A 22576-nucleotide genomic window follows, 5' to 3' on the forward strand; every position below is an offset into this window, starting at 1 on the left:
GTACATTACGCCGCCTTCACCGAATAGGGATTGGAATTTTTCTTGGATTGCAGTAGTTTTCATGGTTTTGGAATATTTATTTATATGGTTAATTATAAGAGTTTTCTGTATATGTATAATTAGAATAAAAAAGTAATTTCAACTATTTAATGATACAATCAAAAAGCATAACTATCTATTGCCGTTTTGCTTACCAAAGCAGTTAATAGTTCTGCGAACTTAATTTCATAGCATACTATTAAATTCGAGTAAACGACAAGCCCTAATATAGACTCAGTCAATAAATACATCACCGAATTTATTAAGTGGTGTAAAATTAACATTTATTTCTTTACACAATAATGTTTTTTGAACAAATGGGAACTTTTTCATTCTTTTAACTATGAGATAAGTACATCTACTATACAGGGTCATAATTTGAGATTATAATTTATCAGAACTCGATTCCTATCAGCAAAAATCAATAGTGAGAAGCAGTAGTCGATAAGCTTTACCTTAAAGATTTATTAGTTGCACAAAGTAAACAATTGAGTAACAAAGTAAACGGTAAATAACTCATAAGTGTCACTTTTGAGAATTTAATAAATATCTGTAAATCAGAAAATAACAATTGAAAAGGTTACAAAAGTAACAAAAGTGACACCTAACACGAGCCTTTTTTCTCACTCAGATTCTTTTGTAACCTTTCCAGATCGCGTTTGGTCTTTTCACTGTCTACCGTTATCACTAACGGACTCGGTGCCTGTGGCTCTTTCCGACCTTTCGACTCACTATATCCTCCCGATAAAGAATAGACGATAGCCGAAGTTTCGGGTACGCAGTATTTTTCCTTTACCACATATTCTTTTACTTCCAGACTATAAGGATCGTCGCTATCCTTCGAAGCCACATAAGTTGTTTTTGTTTCTATCTGCCTGTACCCTTCGAGCTTTTGCCGCATCGATTGGCGGGCTTTTTGTTTCAGTTTTTCTTCACGCGCTTCTACAGCCTGATCCAATGCTTCGGCAAAATCGGGCTTAGTTGCTTTCCATTCATAAAATATTTTCCGGCTAATGCCCACAATACAGCATATCTCAGTTATTGTATAATTGTCTTCTTCTATCAATGCTGTTATTTTATCAGATAATGATCGATTAAATTTGCCCATAACACTTTCTCTTATAGATAAAAAGGTTGTAAAAGTGTATTGCATGCGCCCGAAAAGTAATTGAACGCATGCAAGGCACTTCTTCTACGAAAAAAACTTAAACCGAACATTTATAAGAAAGAATGTACACAAATTCATACCTTTGTATCTAAATTTAGACTAGTATTTAATCTCATGGAGAAACTCCGACCAATCATGTTTGCCGGCACAGGTAGCGATGTTGGCAAAAGTGTGATTGCTGCCGCTTTTTGCCGTATATTCTTACAAGACGGTTACCATCCCGCCCCTTTTAAAGCTCAAAATATGGCTCTTAATTCTTTTGCAACCCCCGAAGGGTTGGAGATTGGACGGGCACAAGCAGTTCAGGCAGAAGCCGCAGGCATTCCCTGTCATACTGATATGAACCCTTTATTACTAAAACCGACTACAGATAAAGTGGCTCAGGTAGTACTGAATGGTAAACCATACGGCAATCAAAGTGCTTACCAATATTTCAAAAAAGAAGGTCGTGATGTTCTGAGAAATGCGGTAAATGATGCATTTGATCGTTTAGAAAAGCGGTTCAATCCTATCGTTATGGAAGGTGCAGGAAGTGTATCCGAAATCAATTTACGGGAAACCGATATTGTAAACCTACCGATGGCAATCCATGCCGGAGCTGATGTTATTCTCGTAGCAGACATAGACCGTGGAGGGGTATTTGCCAGTGTATACGGATCGGTAATGCTGATGACCGAAGAAGAACGAAAACATACCAAAGGGATTCTTATCAACAAATTCAGAGGAGACATGAGGCTCTTCGAATCGGGTGTAAAAATTATAGAAGATCTTTGCGGCATTCCCGTCATTGGTGTTGTACCTTATTACAAGGACATCTACATCGAAGAAGAAGATTCGGTAATGCTCCAGACTAAGAACCTGCAAGCCTCTCATGATAAGGTAAATGTTGCAGTTATACTGCTCAGACATTTATCTAACTTCACCGATTTTAATATTCTGGAACGAGATCCCCGTGTTCACCTCTATTACACCAATAATACGGATGAAATAGAGAAAGCCGATATCATACTGATTCCCGGGAGCAAAAGTACTCTTGCCGACATGTATGAACTACGTCGCAACGGGGTAGCCCAAAGCATCATTAAAGCGCATAAAGAGGGAGCTACAGTAATGGGCATCTGCGGAGGTTATCAAATGATGGGACAGGAGGTATGCGATCCGTTGCATGTAGAAGGATCAATAGAACGACTTCCCGGATTGGGACTACTTCCGATTTCTACGGAAATGCAGGGAGAAAAGGTGACACAACAAGTGAAATTTTCATTTCTTGATTCTGAGGCTTCATGTGAGGGTTATGAAATACACATGGGTACAACCACACCGATTGAAGGAGCCCAATATACCCCTTTAAATCATCTGAGCGATGGCAATAGAGATGGTTTTTATTTGGATAGGAAATGCTTCGGCACATACATTCATGGAATTTTAGATAACGGAGCATTTATTGATTTCTTACTCGAACCTTATGCAGAAAAGCTATCCAATGAGCCTTTCGATTTTAAAGCATATAAAGAAGAACAGTACAACAAATTAGCCGACCATGTACGCAAAAATGTGAATATGGATTTGGTATATAAAACATTGACTACCTGAAATGATAACAGGACACGGCGATGACGCATACCAATTCAATTATGAGATTGTAAGCAATTTCAGTTCCAATGTATACAATAAATTCGATCTGAAAGATCTGAAAGAATACTTATGGGCAAACATTGCTTCGATACATTCTTACCCCGAACCCGATGCACTTACTCTTCGGAAACTCATCGGAAAGAAATTGAATATATCTTCGGAAGAAATAAGTGTTACAAACGGAGCAACCGAGGCTATTTATCTCATAGCACAAGCCTTTAGAGGAAGCAAGACTGCTGTAGTAATTCCAACATTCAGAGAATACGAAGATGCTTGCGAAATACATGAGCACAGTCTCTATTTTATAGAATCATTAGATAATATTGAGCCTGACACTCAATTGGTATGGTTATGCAACCCGAATAACCCGACAGGTAAAATATACGACAAAGAATACCTTAAGGGAATAATATCGAGCAATCCAAATACCTGTTTTGTTATAGACCAGTCGTATGCAGCATTTACAGAGAATAAAATATGGAATGCTTCGGAAGCATTGAACTTCAACAATGTTATCTTACTACATTCATTAACTAAATGCTATGCAATTCCCGGACTGCGTTTAGGTTATATCACAGCTCAAAAAGATAAAATAGACTTGATTAAACATTACAGCATGCCTTGGTCTGTGAATCAATTGGCACAATTAGCCGGTCTGTATTTATTGGAAAATGTCACCTATAAATTCTCTGATTATTTACCGGAATCTCAGCGTGTACAAAGACAACTGTCAGAGATATTCGGAATCAAAGTATATATGTCCGAAATGCACTTCTTCCTTTGCCAATTAGAACAAGGAAAAGCCTCTGATTTGAAAAAATTTCTAATAGAGACAGAAGGTTTTTTAATTCGTGATGCTGCCAATTTCAGAGGATTAGATGCAAGCTACTTTCGAATAGCAGTGCAAGACAAAATGAATAATAATCTATTAATAAAAGCGATAGAAGAATGGACAAAACTCTCTTTCTGATAATACCTCTAATCATTGGTTGGATTGCAGATAGATTAGTCGGTGATCCGGCGTCACTCCCTCATCCCATCGTAGCGTTCGGCAAAATAATAGCGAAGGGTGAAAAATTATTGAATAAAAATAAATCCGGAATATTTAAAGGAGCTGCTTTTTCGGTCTCGCTCATCATTATAACTTTCTGCATTTTTCATTTTACAGATAAAGGTCTAACCTCCATAAATCCATATTTAGCCATAGGGTTCAATGCCATAATGGTATTCTTTTGTCTGGCAGGAAAAACTCTTGCAGATGAAGTGAGAAACGTTTTCATTGCAACCGATAAATCCACAGAAGACGGACGCAAGCAAGTCGCCCGAATTGTAGGACGAGACACCTCTCAATTATCTCCTCAACAGATACGAACAGCTGCACTCGAAACTTTATCCGAAAATCTCAGTGATGGTGTTATTGCACCACTCTTTTGGTACTTATTATTAGGAGTACCGGGTATGGTTGCCTACAAAATGATCAATACTCTCGATTCGATGATCGGATATAAAAACGAACGCTATAAAGATTTCGGATGCTGGGCTGCTCATATTGACGACATTGTCAATTATATTCCGGCTCGATTAACAGCCTTATTAATGCTCATTGTCAGCGGTAGGCTGCCGTTATTATCTTTCGTTATAAGATACGGATCGCAGCATGCCAGCCCCAATTCGGGATATCCCGAAGCTGCCTTGGCAGGAATTCTCGATTGCCGGTTTGGAGGTCCTAACCATTATTTCGGTCAATTAGTGGAAAAGCCATATATCGGAACTACCGACAGAGCGATTATCACTGAAGATATGCAACTAGCTGTCAGCATAAATCAACGAACAGAGATACTAATGATTTTAATAATCATTGTACTAAGTATTACAAATATATTCCCTTTACTTAATTTAAATTTATCATGAAAATATATACTAAAGGCGGAGACAAAGGTAAGACAGGAATACACGGAGGGCAACGTGTTGACAAAGACGATATACGCATCGAAGCAAACGGAAGCATCGATGAATTAAACTCTATGATTGGCGTTGTACGAGCTTATCTTCCCCGGGAACACGAATGGCAACCGATATTATTCCGGATACAATCGGAGTTAATGGTTGTGATGTCTCATGTGGCAACACCTTCCGAAATGCGGGAAAAAAATCCGAATAAACTTTCCGAAGATCTGGCTAAATTCTGTGAAGAGTGCATGGATAGCATGACCGACAGGATGGGCGAAAGTAAAACCTTTGTTTTACCGGGAGGGACTCTGGTTTCCGCACATCTCCAATTAGCCAGAACCATAGCCCGAAGGAGCGAACGACGTTTATGGACATTGAATAAAAAAGACGAGGTTCCGGCAAGTATACTTCAATTTATAAATCGCTTGTCTGACCTATTCTTTACTATGGCTCGATTCGAAATGTTTCAGGAAGGGGCAGACGAAGAACGTTGGCACGATTTCCTATACAAGCGTAAAAAGAATACCGAAAATGAGTAAAAAAATCATTTTAATCACAGGAGGACAACGATCCGGAAAAAGCAGTTACGCCCAACAACTGGCTCTATCGTTGTCTGACAATCCTGTTTATCTGGCAACTTCACGCATTTGGGATGAAGAACACCAGAAGCGTATTGAACGCCATAAAGCGGACAGAGGCACTGAATGGACTAATATGGAGGAAGAGAAGCAATTAAGCAACCGTCAACTTACAAATCGCGTTGTACTTATTGATTGTGTTACTTTATGGGCTACAAATTTTTTCTTCGATAATAATTCGGATGTCGATTTATCTTTAGCTATAATGAAAGAGGAATTCGATAAGTTAACCCGGCAAGAAGCACAATTTATCTTTGTGACCAATGAGATCGGATTAGGAGGAACTTCTGAAAATAAAGTTCAAAGATTATTTACAGATTTGCAAGGATGGATCAATCAATATATCGCCTCCAAAGCCGATCAGGTATATCTAATGGTTTCGGGAATACCTCTAAAGGTAAAATAAAAATATATAAACAAAAAAAGCTGCCTTTACAGACAGCTTTTTTTGTTTCTTAATTATATAAGATATTTTAATTTCTCTTTGTAAATACCCAAGCATCATTTAATTTCGGATTACTCTTCCTGAATGAGGCTAAGTATTTTTCAGCTTGTGTTTTATCTTCAAAAGATGCAATATAAATTCTGTTACGGTCTCCCGCATTCACGATATTAGCATCCTTATATCCTTGATTTTTAAATCTGCTTAAGGCTTTCTCGGCTTCTGATTTACTTCCTGCACTGCCTATTATCACAAAGAACTTCGGTTCAGCAGACTTCTTAACTTTAGGAGTTTCTGTTACAATAGCTTTGGTTACCTTTGTCGGCTCTGCTTTTTGAGTGACAGAAGGAGCAACCTTCTCTATTTTCGGTTCTTCTTTTTTTACTTCTATTTCAACAGCCGGTTTTTCAATATCTGCATCTGCTGTTAAGGCAGATTCTTCCGAGGAAACAGCAAGTAAATTACTAACAGGTGTAGCTTCCGGCTTATTAGCCGGTGTAGCCGATGTCGAAATCAGATCAGTAAAGAATCCCGATTTCTGTATGTTACTATTGTCATTCTCCGAGATAGGAGTAGAAGTTACAAAGAATATTAAAATAGCTGCTGCAGCCGCACCTACTCCGGCAAAAGCACGTTTATAGAACGATCGTTTAGAAGTAATAACAGATATTTTCTGTATCTCCTGAATATCAACCAATCGCCTCATTTCCAAGACTGACAAACCAAATGTTTCGGGATGAAAGGATGATAGTCTATTATTGGTTTCAAAATTAAATCGACCTTCCGCATCCAGAGATAATTTACCTAACTGCCCTATCTGAACGGGTTGTCTAAGACTTAAAATAGTATTAAGCCTTTTTACGACATCGGTCAATCGTTTACAGGCAATGTCATATGAAATAGAATATGCATTCATATAAGATTCAGCCAACAAACCGTCATTATACTTCAAATCAGGATTAAAACCAACGCTAACCCTAGGTGGAACGATAGAACCATCAGAAGCCACTTTGGCTACTTCACGATTCAATACAAAACCTCCAAAATCCGGTATAATCACACAGTCATGCTTCTGTATCAGGTAATCTATATGTGATGTAAATTCTTTCATATTACAAATATAAGTTATAGTATCCAACTTCTCATTCTTTTAATTCTTAAAATCAGATAGATAATTTTTATATCTATTAATCATCTGAAATCCAATGGGGATAAAGCATTGCGAGGATTTAGGCCTTGCAAAAAACACAAATAATGCTTAACAACATACAAATATAGAGCACTACCGGTTGAGATATTCGCTAACATTGCAGTATCAAATCCTAAATCTAATACTATTTCTCTTTTAAGGCCTCATAAAAGAGGTTTTCATATTGATGTACTATTGAATTCCAAGAATATTCGTCTTCAATTTTAGCCTTGTTATCAGATATTAGTAACAATCTCTTATGCTCATTTGTTTGCTGACACTCACAAATTATAGAACTTATCTCGCTGCTATTATTAAAATAAAAAGCATTTTGACCCAATACGGCTCTATTAAAAGGATTACCATGAGCAACAATCAAACTTTGTGAAGCCATAGCTTCCAAGAGTGACGGATTGGTTCCGCCGACAGAATGACCGTGAAAATACAATGTCGAATAGTGACGTAAGCTATCCAAAACATTCTTATCATATATTCCGCCTAGAAAGCGTATGTTCCGCCCCCCGTACTTTTGTTGAAGAAGCCGCCCGTATTTAGTTTCAGCATTGCCAATAACCAAGAAGGGACGAGCATCCTTGGACAAGGCGTATCCATCGAGAATCATCTCAATATTATTTTCGGGTTCGAGACGTGCTATTAATAAAAAGTACTCACGAATAACGACATCATAAGTTCGCAAAATTTCTTCATTAAAATATTCAACAATATCCGCACCATAGGCTATACAAAATGAATCGACACCGAACTCTTTCTTATAATATTGCTGAATAGCTGAATTGTCAGAAACTAAATAATCCGATTTGCGAACCGCTATTTTCTCCAACCTCTTGATCAGTTGTCGCGTAAAGTAATTCCATTTGCTTCTTTTCCATTCTATCCCATCCATATTGGTAATTACAATGGGCGAATTTTTCTTTAGCAAATAATAAGAAGGTGAATTACTATGGTAACCGGCTTCATAGATAATATCGAAATCTTGTTTCAAGGCATCTTTCAGGCACAGATAGTCATAGATAAAATTGGCTGCTGCCCCTATCTGTTTTTCGGGACTGTATATTTTTTTTATTCTGACTCCTTTAAATTCAGATTGATTGTATTCATGAAAATGCACATTATACACTGTAACAGAGTGCCCACGATTAACCAATCCTACAGATAAGTATTCTGCGAACTGCTCAAATCCCCCGTAACTATTGGGGATGCCTCTTGTTCCTAGTATTGCTATTTTCATTTATGAATCAGACCATTATAAACTGACAGTAATTGTTCAAGATACTTATCTTCTGAAAACTTTATCAAACTTTGATATCCGATCTTCACCATCTCTGCATACTTCTCATCAGATAACATAATTGCTTTAGAAATTGTTTCTTTTAGATTCTCTACATTTCGTGCTTCAAATAAAAAGCCATTCTCCTCATGTTGCACAATCTCCGGTATTGCCCCCATATCAGATGCTATAACAGGGGTTCCCTGTGCCATACTTTCGGCACACGACAACGCAAATGTTTCATAAGACAAGGAAGGTACAATCGTATACCATGCATTATAAATAATCGAATCCAGCTCTTCTTTACCCTTAAAACCCAACAATTCAACATTCGATGGAATTTCAGAAAATAACCAATCTCCTGCCCCTGCTATTTTGAGCTTTAGGTCAGGTAATTGTTTCATAGCCGACAATAGTGTCGGGAGTCCTTTTTCGGGAGATAGCCGTCCAAAGTACAGCAAATAGCCGCCTTTTTTTATACCGTTAGAGAGATTTAATTTTACAGGATTATAAATCACAGTAGATTTATCAGCCATAGCTCTATTAAAAGCCTGATGCTTTTGATAAACAAAATTGCTGACGCAGATAAAGCGATCTACATATTTTTCTGTCTTATAAAATAACCTCCGATAGTACATTTCCATGGTAAGAAGGGTACTTTCGAGAAAACTACCTTTAGCGCATCGGGTAAACATACAATTTAAATAATTACCATCTATACACCTCTCACAAATCTGCTGATTCTTATCTAACAATAAATAAGACGGACAAATCTGGCGATATTCATGCAAAGTCATCACAATTGGAATATTGTATTTCTTTAGAACAGGCAATATAGAATTCGAAAAGCTATTATGGTATAAATGAATATGTGCAATATCAGGTTTCTCTTTTTCTATTATTGATTCTAATATTTTCACCGCAGAACGATTATAGAAAAAGGAAGGAAGATTGTATATTTTTTCAACTAAAGAAGCACTTCTATCAGGATATGATATCGTATAAGTCGGATTATAAACAACCTCTCCCTCATCTGTCGATAAGAGAATCACATCATGCCCCTCGGCTTTCAGTAAACGAATGGTATCAAATAATACTGTTTCGGTTCCTCCTTTTAGCGAAGGGTATTTATTGATCTGAAGGATTTTCATTTGCCACTACTTATAATCTCATTAAATAAACTAATCCATTTAGGCATAATACACTCAGAAAAAAAACGTTGCACATTGACTTTTGCTTTCCGTCCCATTTCTGCTCTTAAACTTTCATCTTCAATCAGTAGTATTATTTTTTGAGCTAGCTCCTCGATATTTCCCGTCTTTACCAGAAAGCCATCTTCTCCATCCTTAATAATTTCGGAAGGTCCACTCGGACAATCAAAAGAGACGCAAGGCAATCCGCATGCCATCGCTTCGGTAAGCACCAACCCAAAGCCTTCATAAATGGAAGACATTACATAAACTGAACTATTTAAATACTCTTGTATTATATTACTTGTTGGAGGATGTATAGATATACTCATTAGTTCCGCTTTCCGAATCATTCCATTGAGCATATCCTTATCTTCTCCCTCCCCAAAAATTGCAAACTGCCATTCGGGGTGTTTCTTTGCAACTATTTGCCACGCTTCAATTAATAACGGATACCCCTTTTGTCGTGTTAATCTGCCGACACTTATAACCCTTTTGTCCATACAAAGACTTTGCACGGAAGGATAGAACGATAATAAATTGGGTATTACTTTTACGTTTTTGACCTCGCTCCATCTTTTCCTGTCTTCTTCCGTTAGTACTACAAATACATCGTATTTATTTATATACCTGTGTTTTCTTTTCTCCCCTGCAATCGCAATAATTCTTTTGAGTACAGGAATAGAATCCGAACTATACTCTATCGATTTATAGGGTTTACAAAAATGAATTTCGGCTATCTTTTTACTGCCGTCTTTGATCTCTGACAGAATAGATAATTCGTGAGTGTAAGTAGATATGCTTATATCGGGTTGTATTTCGCTTAATATTGCTGTCAATCGTGAAGAATGTAGTTTCCTTTTCTTTAGTTTCAGACACAATGCTTTAAAAACAGGCAAAGTCTCTAATTCATCGTAATTTATACCTAAGTCTATAAAGTTAATGCGGGACGAAAAATCAAAAAAATTGGATTTCCCCTTCCTGTCGGTAGTTATTATAGTCACATCATATCCCATAACATCCGCAAGGTAATTAGCCTTACTGCAAATGCTACGTTCCATACCTCCCGATCGGGAAGAATCTATGAGACAATATACAATTTTCATTCGTCTTGAATATTTTCAGTCAATCTGCTTTGTATCCGTATCGAAAAGTTCTTCCTTACTGTATCGGTATTTATACAAAAGCACCCAAAACAAATTGTTCCCGATAATTACACTAAATAAAAGCAAAGACTCCATAAGTCCATAAACCAGAAAACTTACAAAGACAGCAATAATAATGACGTTCTGTTGCTTCACAATATTTCTGATCGCAAAGAAGTATAAATATATGAAATATATGAACAGAAAGACTCCTGCTTCGAAAAGCAAGTGCATATAGCTGCTATCAATTATAATATAATCAAATGCGGTTGTTCCTAACAAATATTCTAAAGGGACCAAGCTATCGAGTAATTGTTTATATAAGGTAAGACGAGTACTAACCAACATATTCAGAACCGGATACTCTTCGACATTGATTGCTAAATAAATACTCAATGCAGCGAACAACAGAGGCAGTACATAAAGTATATACCTTGAATAACCGATCCTGTAATCAGACTTAAACCTCGACCGTAAAGAGTAATAAGCCACAACTACACAGAAAGTGATGATCGTTAGTATAAAGCTACGCGAGACTGTCTCGGTATAAAGATAAATAGATAACACCAGCAAAATTCCAAGCAGAATCCACACAAAGTTTCTATATCTTGACAAATAGCAATACAACAACATAGAAGTAAACAGTCCCCAATAATATATAGCCGCAATATTAGGGTGTCCAAACCCAAAATCGTATCTCACTCGTATAAGGTCAAAAGTTTCCGATTGCATCATTCGCCCCGTTCCTACAAACAGAAACATGATCAGAACAGTAGTTCCTAATATCACGATGTTGTATTTCAGATAGGTTTTAAGATTTAATGTAGACACACATTGCATCAAAATAATGGGTGTCAATACATTCAGTTTGTAGGGGGTAAACTCGGCAAGAGAAATGATAACAAACAGACCTAAGCAGTATAAATACTCACGCCGCATAGCAGTATAATCGAACGATAACAGGAAAAAGACAACGGTAAGAACAGAGAGAATCTCCTGCCTTTCGCCCAATACTACAGTGAAAAGAAATCTGAAATTGAGTATCAATAACAGAATAAATATACTGGGTTTTCGTATTTTTGCTAAGACCTCATTCATTACCAACTCCTTTCTTTCCCAATCCAGTTAGAAATTCCGTATTTTATTTGCTGTCCGTAAGTCATATCGATTCCCTCAGAAACAGTAAGCACCCATTTCCAGTTCTGATAGCAAAGCTGAACAATGCCAATAGCAAGAATAGCTCCTAAGATACCCAAATCGAAATACCTAATCAATACAGGCATCAATATAAAGATACCCAAGGCAGACCACAAAGAAGATGCAAGATAAGGAACTTTGTTCTCGGAAGATATAAGATTAAGAGCTAATGCCTGATTAGAATCAAACAGATAAACAATAAATAATACAGCCAGAGGCAAAGTAGGCAGAAACGTAGTGCCACTGCCAATAACCTCCAGTCCCCAGTCTCCGAACAACAGCACAGCAGTACAGCCTAGTATATATAATAATAAAAAAAGCACTAAACTTTTAGAATAAATCCGCCTGATCACATCAAAATCCCTTGTTACCCAGCTTTGCGAGATATACGTAGAATAACTGCTATAGTATAATAAAGAAACTGTTGTCAATACATTTACGACCTGTATACTAAGTCCATATTTAGCGATAGTAGCCAATGGCAAAAATAAGGATGCATAAAAAAGACTTCCTTTTGTTGAAAAATACAATGCCATATTTGCCAGTCCCAACTTATAGGTATTCTGCCAGATAATACTCATCAAATCTTTAGTCAGAATCTCCGTTTTTTTCAACTCCGATTTCAACCCGTCTTTATAAGCCAGAAAATAGCCTAATACAAAATTGATAAGAGCCGATATACAGTTAGCTACTGCAATACCCAAGATACCGTAACCCGAATATAATAAAGCAAAAGTCAGTAGCATATAAACCACACGACTTATAATAATCAATTGATTATATTCCTTTATATAACCGCGTCCTTGCAGAATACAACTAAGATAGAGGCAATAAAAACTAAAGACAATACTCAAAGAATAAAGTATCCACGAAGTAATAATAATATTCTGATCGGGTAAATTATTAGATAAATAGCTAATATACAAAGTCCCGACAGTTATTAACAAAAGCATCATACCTATTGAAACATATCCGTAAAACCGACGCATGGTATATATCAAACTTTTTATCAAAGGGAAATTAGACTCTTTCATCACTTCTGCCTGAAAGTCTACCCCATCCTTTATCAAAGAAGTAGCACCCCCAAAAGCATACGAGATATTACGGGAAAAAGTGCTTTGAAAAGCCAAACCTATAAGTGTAGCGAACATTCCCAGATTGACAAAGATATACCAGATACCCAATGTGTCGGAAGGTAGATAACGAAAGATAGCCGGTAAGATGAAAATATTAGCCCCAATGTTACAACCTTGTGCCACATATCCCCATACAACATCTTTTCTGGTAATAACTATCTTGCTCAATGTTTTGTGTTGTTATGCTTTGCCTTTGTTGGCTGCACCGTAGCCATAACCGTAAGCGGCTTTGGTAGTAGTTCCGTTGATAACTATTGATACATTTTTCAACTTCTGTTCCTCAACAATAGATTCTGCCAATTTGAGGTACGATTTGTTTGTATAGTTTGCCCTGAACAAATACACGGTTTTATCGGAAACCCTGTCGAGACAGAAGGTATCCGAAACCATTCCCACAGGAGCAGTATCAACTATTATATAGTCGAAATTCTCACGTAAATATACAAACATCTCTTCCAGACGGTCGTTTAATAGCAGTTCGGATGGATTAGGAGGTATAGGCCCCGCAGGAACTACATATACATTCGGATGCAGATCAGGACGATGTATTACAATATCTTCGGGTTTCATTTCATCCGAAGCCAGATACAAAGTCATTCCGTCTTTTCGGTTTATATTTAGATATTCAGAAAGTTTTGGATTACGAATATCTAAGCCGACCAAAACCACCTTCTTATTTTTAATCAGCGCATATGAAAGTGCAAGATTCACCGTAAAAAACGATTTACCTTCGCCACTTACGCTTGAGGTTACCAGAATTACCTTATCTTCTTTCCTCATCAGGAATTGCAGATTAGTCCTCACCAAGCGAAACAATTCGGCTGTTGAAGTACTGATTCCTTCTGCTACAGCAATATTACCGGCTGTTTTATCGAGACATATCTCTCCCAAAACGGGCACGGATGTTGCATCTTCCAATTCCTCTTTCGATGCTATTTTTATTTTAAATATATCGATCAGATAAATAATCAGGACAGGTATCAGCAATGCAAACAACAGTGAAATACCTAATGTAATTATTTTACGGGGAGCAACAGGTTTCCAGATATTATAGGCCCCGTCAATTACTTTTGCTTTGGGGGTAGTTGAAGCCAACGTCAATTGAGTTTCTTCCATCTTTGTCAAAAGAAACACATAAAGATCCGATTTCACCTTCCTTTGGCGTTCTATCTCCAGATACTCACGCTCTTGTCTCGGCATCTCCGATATTCGCGATTGCATTTCACCTTCAAGACCTGCCCAATCTTTCTTTCGGATGCCAATATCCCTACGGGCATTACGAATACTTGTTTCGACATTTTTCCTTAGTAAATCGATCTGCTCATTCATCGAAATCACAACCGGATTTTGCTGGGTGCTGTTTTGCAACAAATGAGTCCTTTCCAATAAAGCACTATTATACGCACGTATGGCTTCCAAAGTATTGCTTGAAACGGCCGTATTAGAGGGAATCAGTTCATATTTATTCTTTGGATCGGAGATAAAGCCCTCAAGCATATCTGCAATACTCAATTGTATATTTATCTCCGTGTTTTTCTCTTGAAGATCATTATATTTTTCAATAAATACGGTAGACTCAGAAGTCATATCCGTTATATTATTTTGTTTCTTGAAATTTTCCAGATATTTCTCCAGATCGCTCAGTTCATTAGACAGTAAACTGATCCGTTCCTTTATAAAATCAGCAGTATTTTCAGCCTCTCGATTTTTATCGACTTTGGCATCTTCATTGTATAATTCAATGAGCTTATTCAGAATGTCCTTACCCCGATCTTTGTTTACGTCCCTTATACTAAGAGTTATAATGTCCGAACTGTTAGAGCCTGAGCCAATCATTATTTTCTCACGGAATTTCTCGGCAGCATAATCTAATCCGGCTAAAACAACGTCTAATTTATAATCCTTTTTACCAATTGGCTTTCCCGAATAATTCAATGTAAAATTTCCATACGGAAGTTTTACTTCGGCAGGTAAAGATGCAAATTCGAATTCGCCTATATTATCACCATCCGCTTTTACTTTTACCTTAAACACCTTATCTTTTACACCGATTTCGAATTTCAGAGGCATAGATAAGGTATCAACCACGCCTCGTTCCACAACCAATTTTAGAGGCGAAGTATTATACATCGATTTGTCGAATGGAAATTTCTTCAAGTCATAAGTAGTATATAATCCTAATCCATAAATCATATCACGCATATGCGATTGAGATGACATTACCGCCGACTCATCATCTATATTATCAGAACTGCCCAATCCACCCAATCCAAAACTACGAACCAGAGACGAAGCAATTTTAGCCCCCTCCTCTTCAGTTCTGAGTTTCACATTTGAAACGATCAAGAAAGTAGGATCTACGGTTTTCAGATAGGCAATCGCTATAAACAAACAAGCAATTCCCGATACCAAAAACCATTTCCAATATCGTGTATATTTAAGGATAACATCCCCTACATTTACAAATTCGGTTTTTTTATTTACACTCATATAAGTAATACAAATATTTAATGATAATTTTAGTCGTAGGGGCAGACCTGTGTGTCTGTCCTATGCGGGTGAACACATAGGTTCACCCCTACACCAAAGCAACAAAAAGGTCTGAGACCTTTATTTATTAGATACAGCTATTATTAATGATACGGTAGCAATAACACTGGTAATGGCTGTGGTAATCAATGTCAAATTAAATTGTTTCTGCTGGCTCATCTGCGCATCCTTTTGATGCTCTTTGTTCGACTCTACGTACACAATATCATTTTGTTGCAAGTAGAAATATTTCGAAGAGAAGACATCACTGCTTTTAGTCAGGTCGAATCGTATAAACTCCTTCTTTCCTTCATTTTCCCGAATCAGTAATACATTATCACGTCTTCCATAAAGGGTTAAATCCCGCGCATTTGCAATAGCATCCAGTATAGATACCCGTTGGCCTGTAAAATAAAAAGGACCCGGAGCATTCACCGATCCTAAGACAGATACTCTAAAATTCAATATCTGGACATTTACAATAGGATCTTTCACATAATCCTCTAATCGGATTTGCAATAAACTAACAGCCTCTTCCAAAGAAAGACCAGCTAATCGGACCTTCCCTAAGGTAGGGAAATTTATCTCTCCTTGGCTATCAACCAAATAGGATGGAAGCGAGCTTTGAGTCGGATTAAGTTGTCCCGTTACAGGAAGATTAAAGGGTGTCACTGCCTGAGGGTTTACAGACGACACTACAATAGCCAGCTGATCGTCAGGCTTTATTCTTATTTCTTGTACAGAATCAGACATTGCGACTTCCTTCTGCAAGTATTCATCTAAATCCTGAAAATATGAGAAGTTTTTTGTGGTTCCACACGAACTACAAAAAGTAATTATTCCGATGAATAGTAAAAAATGATACCTCTTCATTTATTATATATATATTTTTAATATCTCTTACCTTTATCATGATTTGAGCCAAACACCACGATTGCAGTTTATAATACTTACCTAAAAGCCAAATAAAACTAAAAGCGAACTAAAGTTATAACGTCTGTAGGATACAGAAATTATACACTGAATGACAAAGATACTTTTTTAATGAAAAGTTACTCTTTTTAAAAGGTAGAAAAGTATCTTTCTCTAAAAACGAAGAGCCTCTTGAATAATTATTCAAGAGGCTCTTTTTTATTTTGCTGAGATTTTCAATTCAGAAAAAGATCTTAAACCTTAATCTAAAGATAAGAATCCTACATTATTAATCAATTCAGTGTCAACCATGATACGACCGCAATATTCGCATACCAGGATTTTCTTTCCTAATTTAATATCCATTTGCTTTTGTGGTGGTATTTTATTGAAACAACCTCCACAAGCTCCACGCTCGATAGATACGATTGCCAAACCATTACGTGCACTTTTGCGGATACGTTTGAATGCTTGAAGAAGACGAGGCTCTACTTCTGCCTCAATGCCTTTTATCTCATCTCTTAAAACCTCTTCTTGTTGTTTAGTTTCAGAAACGATTTCATCTAATTCTTCTTTCTTTTGCGCTAAGTCAGCAGAACGGTCTGTTAGATAAGCATGACTTGTTTCGATTTGCTCTTTCAAAGTCTTTACATTTTGAGTAAATTCTTTGATACGCTTTTCTGACAATTCAATTTCCAATGTTTCGAATTCAATTTCCTTGCTCAGGTGATCGTATTCACGATTGTTACGTACATTATCAAGTTGCTCTTTATACTTTTCAACTTTCAATGTACAATCTTGAATCTTTTGTTTTTGTTGAGTAACAGCAGCTTCAAATTCTTTAAGATCCGACTCGTATTTTCCAACACGCGTTTTAAGACCTGCTATCTCATCGTCCAAATCAGATACCTCCAAAGGTAATTCACCACGAAGGATTTTGATTTTATCTACTTCCGACAATTTTTCTTGTAGATTATAAAGCGTTCTTAGCTTATCTTCTACTGCAACTTCTTTTTCAGATGATTTCTTTGCCATTTTATTATTTAGGGTCGCATCCCCATTTGTTATTTTTAATTACTAATCACTATTTATCTGTTATTTGAATAAAAAAATGCAGCAAACAAAAAGCCCTGTATTTCGCTTTTTTATTTACTACATTGCACTATTTCAGTGGGAGTATATCACCACGTCCATACACAAGAAGGTCTCAGACCTTTTTTTATTACTTGTTATGACTTTAAAGTACGACATTTTTCAGTCTTTACTTATTTGTCACAATTCAAATACAAAGATACTATTTTTTGATGAAATTACCAAAATTTAATCCCTTTCATTTACGAGATGAACGCATGGCTTTCAGATGCTTTAACGTTGTATCTGCTTTCAGTTTACTATATTCATCCGATTCAATTGCATAAATAGCGATTCTACCTTCTGCATTATAATGTATTCCCCATCCGTAACGCTTAGGTAATGGAGAACAACGAAGACAAGGCTGTCCTTTCGAAAAAAACTGAGTTTTCTCTTCTTCGATATCATCCGCCCCTATTTCATTTTTACTTGCATAAATATGAAATATGATTTCGTCCGATGTATATATGTAAGGATTCTCCTTTATCCTATAAAACTGTATAGTGGCAATTGTTTCTTTACTTGCTCTTTCTATAGGAATTTCGGCTTTCTCCAGGAAACAATCCTCAGAAACCTCTATAAACGTATTATAATAGTTAGTCGATTTCCCCATAGATCACTTTATAATAAGTTACAGATATTTCACAGGATTAACATCGAACTGAGATAAATTTAGTTCTACATCGGGATGTTTTTCTGAGATAAGATCATAAAATATATCTTTTGTGCAGACCTCCGATTCATAATGCCCGACCGTAGCCAATAAAATTTTATCCTCTACATCATAGAAGTCATTATACTTAGCTTCTCCGGTTATAAAAATATCCGCACCATAACCAATAGCTTGGGGCAGAAGGAAAGCTCCACCACCACCGCATAGGGCTACTTCGTGAATCATGGTTCCCCGATAGGTGGAATGCTGAATACTCGACAAGTGAAGCGTATCTTTTAAATAATACAGAAAGTCTTCTTCTTCCATCGGATCAGGCAAAGTGCCTACAATACCGCTACCGGCCTGCGACCACGAATTTTCCAACTTATAAAAATCATAAGCCGGCTCTTCATAAGGATGTACAGCCAAAAGAGCATTCAATATTTCTTTTTGTTTAAATGCAGGCAGGATAACTTCTACACGCATTTCGGCTTCACGGTGCAATTCGCCTCTTTCACCAATAAAAGGAGTCGCATTCTCTCCAGCCCTGAAAGTCCCTTCACCTATTATATTATAGCTGCAAGCATCATAATTCCCGATACTTCCTGCTCCTGCATTGAATAAAACAGTACGTACACTATCCGCATGATCCATCGGAACAAATGTGACCAATTTCACCAGACTATTTTTCTGTGGAGCAAGTATCTTCACCTGCTGCAAATCGAGTATTTTAGCCAACTGATAATTAACACCTCCGACAGCATTGTCTAAATTGGTATGAGCAGCATACACTACAATATCGTGTTTGCAAGCTTTTATCATACAACGCTCCACGTAGTTTTTCCCGGTAAGAGATTTAAAACTACGGAAAGCGAGGGGATGATGTGATATTACAAGGTTACACCCCAATCGTATAGCCTCATCCATTACATCTTCTGTAACATCAATACACAGTAAAACAGCTTTTACCTCTTGACTGACATCACCTACCTGTACGCCGCAATTATCGAAACTCTCCTGCAAAGGCAGAGGAGCCAGATGCTCTATTGTTTGTAATATTTCTTTTATTTTCATAATAGTACAGCTTTAGAAAGATTCATTCTTTAGATAAGGAAACTTTAAGTTCTTTAATCTCTTTTTCTAGTTCCTTATTCTTGATATCTTGTTGAATTACATATAGTGTCAACTCTTCGATCTTCTGTAATAATTTCGCTTGCATTTCGCCAATATTGATCCCCTCTTCTATTACTTGCTTTTCGGAGGGAACATCCGGAAGGTGTTTATACTCATCAATATGAGCCTTTACCTCTTCTAACGATAAGAGCTTGTAATCTTTATCGAACACAAAGTCTGCCCAAGGTAAGGCCTCTATTTTTACTTCGGTTGCACGAATAGTACCGGCTACCTCCAGTTTGTTTTTGGGATTATCTGTACCAATACCAACATTGCCTGAACTATTAATACCCATACGAAACTGACCGAATGTAAAAAACTTAATGCCTCCATGCCCACTTTGCCATAACGTATTAGAACCTGAAAACCAAGGATCAGGCATCCATGTTAAAGCATAATGCCCAATACTATACCCCTGATATGTTAAGTTATCAGATAAATTCATTGATATTTGAGACCCGGATGAAAAAACCAGATTCTTAGCTTTTATATTACCATTTACATCTAATTTCTGTGTCGGAGCCTCTGTACCAATACCAACATTGCCTGAATCATTAATACCCATACGAAATTGACCTGTGGTAAAAAATTTAATACCACCAAAACCACTCTGCCACAAAGATCCTCCTTGCGAACTCCATGAGTCAGCTATCCACCCTAATGCATAATGCCCGATAACTCGCTCTTTATAAGTAAACTTATCAGATAAAGCATAGCCTATCTGACCAGATAGAGGTAAAACAAAATTTGCAGATCTTGTATTACCATTTACGTCTAGACTATATGCCGGAGCAGTTGTTCCAATTCCTACATTTTGAACAGTACTAATAGTACTGCCGTTTGAAGTCCACTGACCAAAGGCAGGGGAGCAAACCAAACTTATAAAACCGAAGAGGAATGTTTTTTTCATAGTAAAGTTCGTTTTGGTGATCAGATAAAATAAAAAATAAATAGAAAATTATTTATTAGCCATGTTCAATATTAACCGATTAATCTGAATTTTTTATATTACAAAAAATTATATAAGAAAAAGACATTAGCTTCATAAGCATTTTTAGTAGAATCTTTAATCTCCATTGTTACTTTCATTTCAGCTTTTATCGTTCCTCTGAGGTTTATTAGTGAAAGGAGCCTTACACGTATACGAACCTCACTACCAACCACTACCGCCTGACCAAACTTCAGCTTATCCATGCCATAATTGATCATCATTTTGAGGTTACGCACATCAATTATCTGGGACCACAAGTGAGGCAATAACGACAAGGTCAAATAACCATGGGCAATTGTATTGTGAAATACGCTTTCGGCTTTTGCCTTCTCTACATCAACGTGTATCCATTGATGATCGAGTGTTGCATCTGCAAATAGATTTATACGCTCCTGTGTAATTTTCAGATAATCGGATACTCCGATTTCCTTACCAACATATTGCTCAAACTCTTCAAATGAGTTAATTATCACTTTATCCATAATGTATTTAATCATGTGTATAACAATAGATATTACCTCCAGAGAAAGAATGTTTCTTTAGCTTTAATATCTTAAAATTTTATTTGTTGTAAGCAAAGATACTTATTTTACTCATATTTTATATATAGCAATCAGAGATACAACAGATAAGACACTATTTAAGTAAAAGAAAGTATTTAATGTCGTATTTCAAAACCATAACTAACATTTTTTTTCATACTTGGTTGAACAACAAATAGGTCTGTGACCTTAATTCTCAATTGAGATCGAAAAACTTTATTATCTTTGTACCTCTTATCAGATTAGAGTAGAAAATATAACAATAGAAGACGCTATATCATATGTTTGAAAATTTAAGTGATAGATTAGACCGATCGTTTAAACTACTAAAAGGTGAAGGCAAAATAACGGAGATCAACGTTGCAGAAACATTGAAAGATGTTCGCAGAGCATTGCTTGATGCCGACGTTAACTTTAAAACTGCTAAACAATTTACCGAAACAGTTAAGGAAAAGGCTTTAGGACAAAATGTACTGACAGCTGTTAAGCCTGGCCAGTTGATGGTAAAAATAGTACATGATGAACTTGCCGAACTAATGGGAGGTACAGCTGTAGATATTAGCTTGGATGGCAATCCGGCTATTATCCTTATGGCAGGACTACAAGGTTCGGGAAAAACAACTTTCTCGGGAAAGCTTGCCAATCTTCTTAAGACTAAAAAAGGAAAAAAACCTCTGCTCGTAGCAGATGACATATACCGTCCTGCGGCTATAGAGCAGTTGAGAATATTGGGAACTCAAATCGATGTTCCTGTATATTCGGAAGACGGAAACAAAAATCCTGTTGAGATTGCTTTGAACGCAATTAAACAAGCAAAAGCAAATGGCAATGATGTTGTAATTATAGATACAGCAGGTCGTTTGGCAATTGATGAAGCGATGATGAACGAAATCGCAGCCATCAAAACCGCCGTTAAACCTAGCGAGATATTGTTCGTTGTAGACTCTATGACAGGACAGGATGCAGTAAACACCGCCAAAGAATTCAACGACAGATTGAACTTTGACGGGGTCATCCTTACCAAATTAGATGGTGATACACGTGGTGGAGCTGCCCTATCGATTCGTTCGATAGTAAACAAGCCTATCAAGTTTGTCGGTATGGGCGAAAAGATGGATGCACTGGATATTTTCCATCCCGAACGTATGGCAGACCGTATATTGGGAATGGGTGATATTGTTTCGCTGGTAGAACGTGCCCAAGAACAATATGACGAAGAAGAAGCCCGTCGTCTTCAAAAGAAGATTGCAAAAAATCAATTTGACTTTAATGACTTCCTTTCGCAAATACACCAAATCAAAAAAATGGGTAACCTGAAAGATTTGGCAGCCATGATTCCCGGTGTAGGAAAGGCGATGAAAGATATAGACATCGATGATAATGCTTTCAAAAGTATCGAAGCAATTATCTATTCGATGAGCCCGAAAGAAAGAGTTAGCCCGGAGATTCTCAACGGAAGCCGCCGCCAGCGTATAGCTAAAGGTAGCGGAACATCTATTCAGGAGGTAAACAAACTAATCAAACAGTTTGATGAAACCCGAAAGATGATGAAAATGATGACTCAGATGAAAGGTGCAGGCAAATTGATGTCCAAGATGCCCGGAATGAAAAAATGATAAATGGAAAGAG

The 22576-nt window shown here is 36.9% G+C and carries 20 protein-coding genes; 6 read left to right on the top strand and 14 right to left on the bottom strand.

Features of this window, described 5'->3' with window-relative positions; genetic code table 11:
• Window positions 1-643: 643 nt before the first annotated feature.
• Window positions 644-1147, bottom strand: a complete 504-nt coding sequence (locus CLV62_RS15440) for a phBC6A51 family helix-turn-helix protein (protein ID WP_170120072.1) — start codon at window positions 1145-1147, stop codon at window positions 644-646.
• Window positions 1148-1321: 174 nt separating this feature from the next.
• On the opposite strand from CLV62_RS15440, the gene CLV62_RS15445 reads away from it, so the two are divergent.
• The 5 genes from CLV62_RS15445 to cobU are packed head-to-tail and all read left to right on the top strand — an operon-like array spanning window position 1322 to window position 5836.
• Window positions 1322-2800, top strand: coding sequence for a cobyric acid synthase (locus CLV62_RS15445; RefSeq protein WP_110311677.1), 1479 nt, complete (start codon window positions 1322-1324; stop codon window positions 2798-2800).
• 1 nt (window position 2801) lies between these two features.
• A complete protein-coding gene (locus CLV62_RS15450) occupies window positions 2802-3812 on the top strand; it encodes an aminotransferase class I/II-fold pyridoxal phosphate-dependent enzyme (protein WP_110311678.1) in 1011 nt (336 codons plus the stop codon).
• Complete coding sequence (cbiB, locus tag CLV62_RS15455) at window positions 3791-4753, top strand: adenosylcobinamide-phosphate synthase CbiB (RefSeq protein WP_110311679.1); 963 nt, start codon at window positions 3791-3793, stop codon at window positions 4751-4753. The genes CLV62_RS15450 and cbiB overlap by 22 nt, the downstream gene beginning before the upstream one ends.
• Window positions 4750-5331 carry a cob(I)yrinic acid a,c-diamide adenosyltransferase gene (locus CLV62_RS15460; protein WP_110311680.1) on the top strand — a complete coding sequence of 194 codons (582 nt, stop codon included), beginning with the start codon at window positions 4750-4752 and terminating at the stop codon, window positions 5329-5331. The genes cbiB and CLV62_RS15460 overlap by 4 nt, the downstream gene beginning before the upstream one ends.
• Window positions 5324-5836: a bifunctional adenosylcobinamide kinase/adenosylcobinamide-phosphate guanylyltransferase gene (gene cobU / locus CLV62_RS15465; protein ID WP_110311681.1), complete on the top strand. Its 513-nt coding sequence runs from the start codon at window positions 5324-5326 to the stop codon at window positions 5834-5836. The genes CLV62_RS15460 and cobU overlap by 8 nt, the downstream gene beginning before the upstream one ends.
• A gap of 67 nt (window positions 5837-5903) precedes the next feature.
• Here cobU and CLV62_RS15470 read toward each other — a convergent pair whose 3' ends face one another.
• The 13 genes from CLV62_RS15470 to CLV62_RS15530 form a co-directional block, all read right to left on the bottom strand.
• Entirely contained in the window at window positions 5904-6983 is a 1080-nt protein-coding gene (locus CLV62_RS15470) for an HU domain-containing protein (protein ID WP_110311682.1), read from the bottom strand.
• Window positions 6984-7206: 223 nt separating this feature from the next.
• The gene (locus CLV62_RS15475) at window positions 7207-8310 is read right to left on the bottom strand and encodes a DUF1972 domain-containing protein (RefSeq protein ID WP_110311683.1); all 1104 of its coding nucleotides are present in this window, start codon (window positions 8308-8310) and stop codon (window positions 7207-7209) included.
• Complete coding sequence (locus CLV62_RS15480) at window positions 8307-9500, bottom strand: glycosyltransferase family 4 protein (protein WP_110311684.1); 1194 nt, start codon at window positions 9498-9500, stop codon at window positions 8307-8309. Before CLV62_RS15480 ends, CLV62_RS15475 begins: the two co-directional genes overlap by 4 nt.
• Entirely contained in the window at window positions 9497-10645 is a 1149-nt protein-coding gene (locus tag CLV62_RS15485) for a glycosyltransferase family 4 protein (protein ID WP_110311685.1), read from the bottom strand. The genes CLV62_RS15480 and CLV62_RS15485 overlap by 4 nt, the downstream gene beginning before the upstream one ends.
• 15 nt (window positions 10646-10660) lie before the next feature.
• Window positions 10661-11782 (bottom strand): hypothetical protein, encoded by a 1122-nt coding sequence (locus CLV62_RS15490; protein ID WP_110311686.1) that lies wholly within the window; start codon window positions 11780-11782, stop codon window positions 10661-10663.
• On the bottom strand, window positions 11782-13185 hold the full coding sequence (gene wzx, locus CLV62_RS15495; protein WP_110311687.1) for an O-unit flippase-like protein: 1404 nt from the start codon (window positions 13183-13185) through the stop codon (window positions 11782-11784). The genes CLV62_RS15490 and wzx overlap by 1 nt, the downstream gene beginning before the upstream one ends.
• 12 nt (window positions 13186-13197) lie before the next feature.
• On the bottom strand, window positions 13198-15507 hold the full coding sequence (locus CLV62_RS15500; protein ID WP_110311688.1) for a GumC family protein: 2310 nt from the start codon (window positions 15505-15507) through the stop codon (window positions 13198-13200).
• A gap of 120 nt (window positions 15508-15627) precedes the next feature.
• A complete protein-coding gene (locus CLV62_RS15505) occupies window positions 15628-16419 on the bottom strand; it encodes a polysaccharide biosynthesis/export family protein (protein ID WP_110311689.1) in 792 nt (263 codons plus the stop codon).
• A 300-nt stretch (window positions 16420-16719) separates the two neighbouring features.
• Window positions 16720-17493, bottom strand: coding sequence for a zinc ribbon domain-containing protein (locus CLV62_RS15510; protein ID WP_110311690.1), 774 nt, complete (start codon window positions 17491-17493; stop codon window positions 16720-16722).
• A 295-nt stretch (window positions 17494-17788) separates the two neighbouring features.
• Complete coding sequence (locus CLV62_RS15515) at window positions 17789-18202, bottom strand: DUF6157 family protein (protein ID WP_110311691.1); 414 nt, start codon at window positions 18200-18202, stop codon at window positions 17789-17791.
• An 18-nt stretch (window positions 18203-18220) separates the two neighbouring features.
• On the bottom strand, window positions 18221-19318 hold the full coding sequence (locus tag CLV62_RS15520; protein WP_170120074.1) for a Nif3-like dinuclear metal center hexameric protein: 1098 nt from the start codon (window positions 19316-19318) through the stop codon (window positions 18221-18223).
• A gap of 19 nt (window positions 19319-19337) precedes the next feature.
• Window positions 19338-20324: a hypothetical protein gene (locus CLV62_RS15525; RefSeq protein WP_110311693.1), complete on the bottom strand. Its 987-nt coding sequence runs from the start codon at window positions 20322-20324 to the stop codon at window positions 19338-19340.
• A 98-nt stretch (window positions 20325-20422) separates the two neighbouring features.
• Window positions 20423-20887 carry a MaoC family dehydratase gene (locus CLV62_RS15530; protein ID WP_110311726.1) on the bottom strand — a complete coding sequence of 155 codons (465 nt, stop codon included), beginning with the start codon at window positions 20885-20887 and terminating at the stop codon, window positions 20423-20425.
• Window positions 20888-21228: 341 nt separating this feature from the next.
• Here CLV62_RS15530 and ffh point away from each other — a divergent pair, with 341 nt between their 5' ends.
• Window positions 21229-22563, top strand: a complete 1335-nt coding sequence (ffh, locus tag CLV62_RS15535; protein WP_110311694.1) for a signal recognition particle protein — start codon at window positions 21229-21231, stop codon at window positions 22561-22563.
• Window positions 22564-22576: the final 13 nt, after the last annotated feature.

It is taken from the genome of Indolivaga alginatilytica (genome assembly GCF_003201355.1).
In the GTDB taxonomy this organism is placed as follows: Bacteria; Bacteroidota; Bacteroidia; order Bacteroidales; family Dysgonomonadaceae; genus Dysgonomonas_A; species Dysgonomonas_A alginatilytica.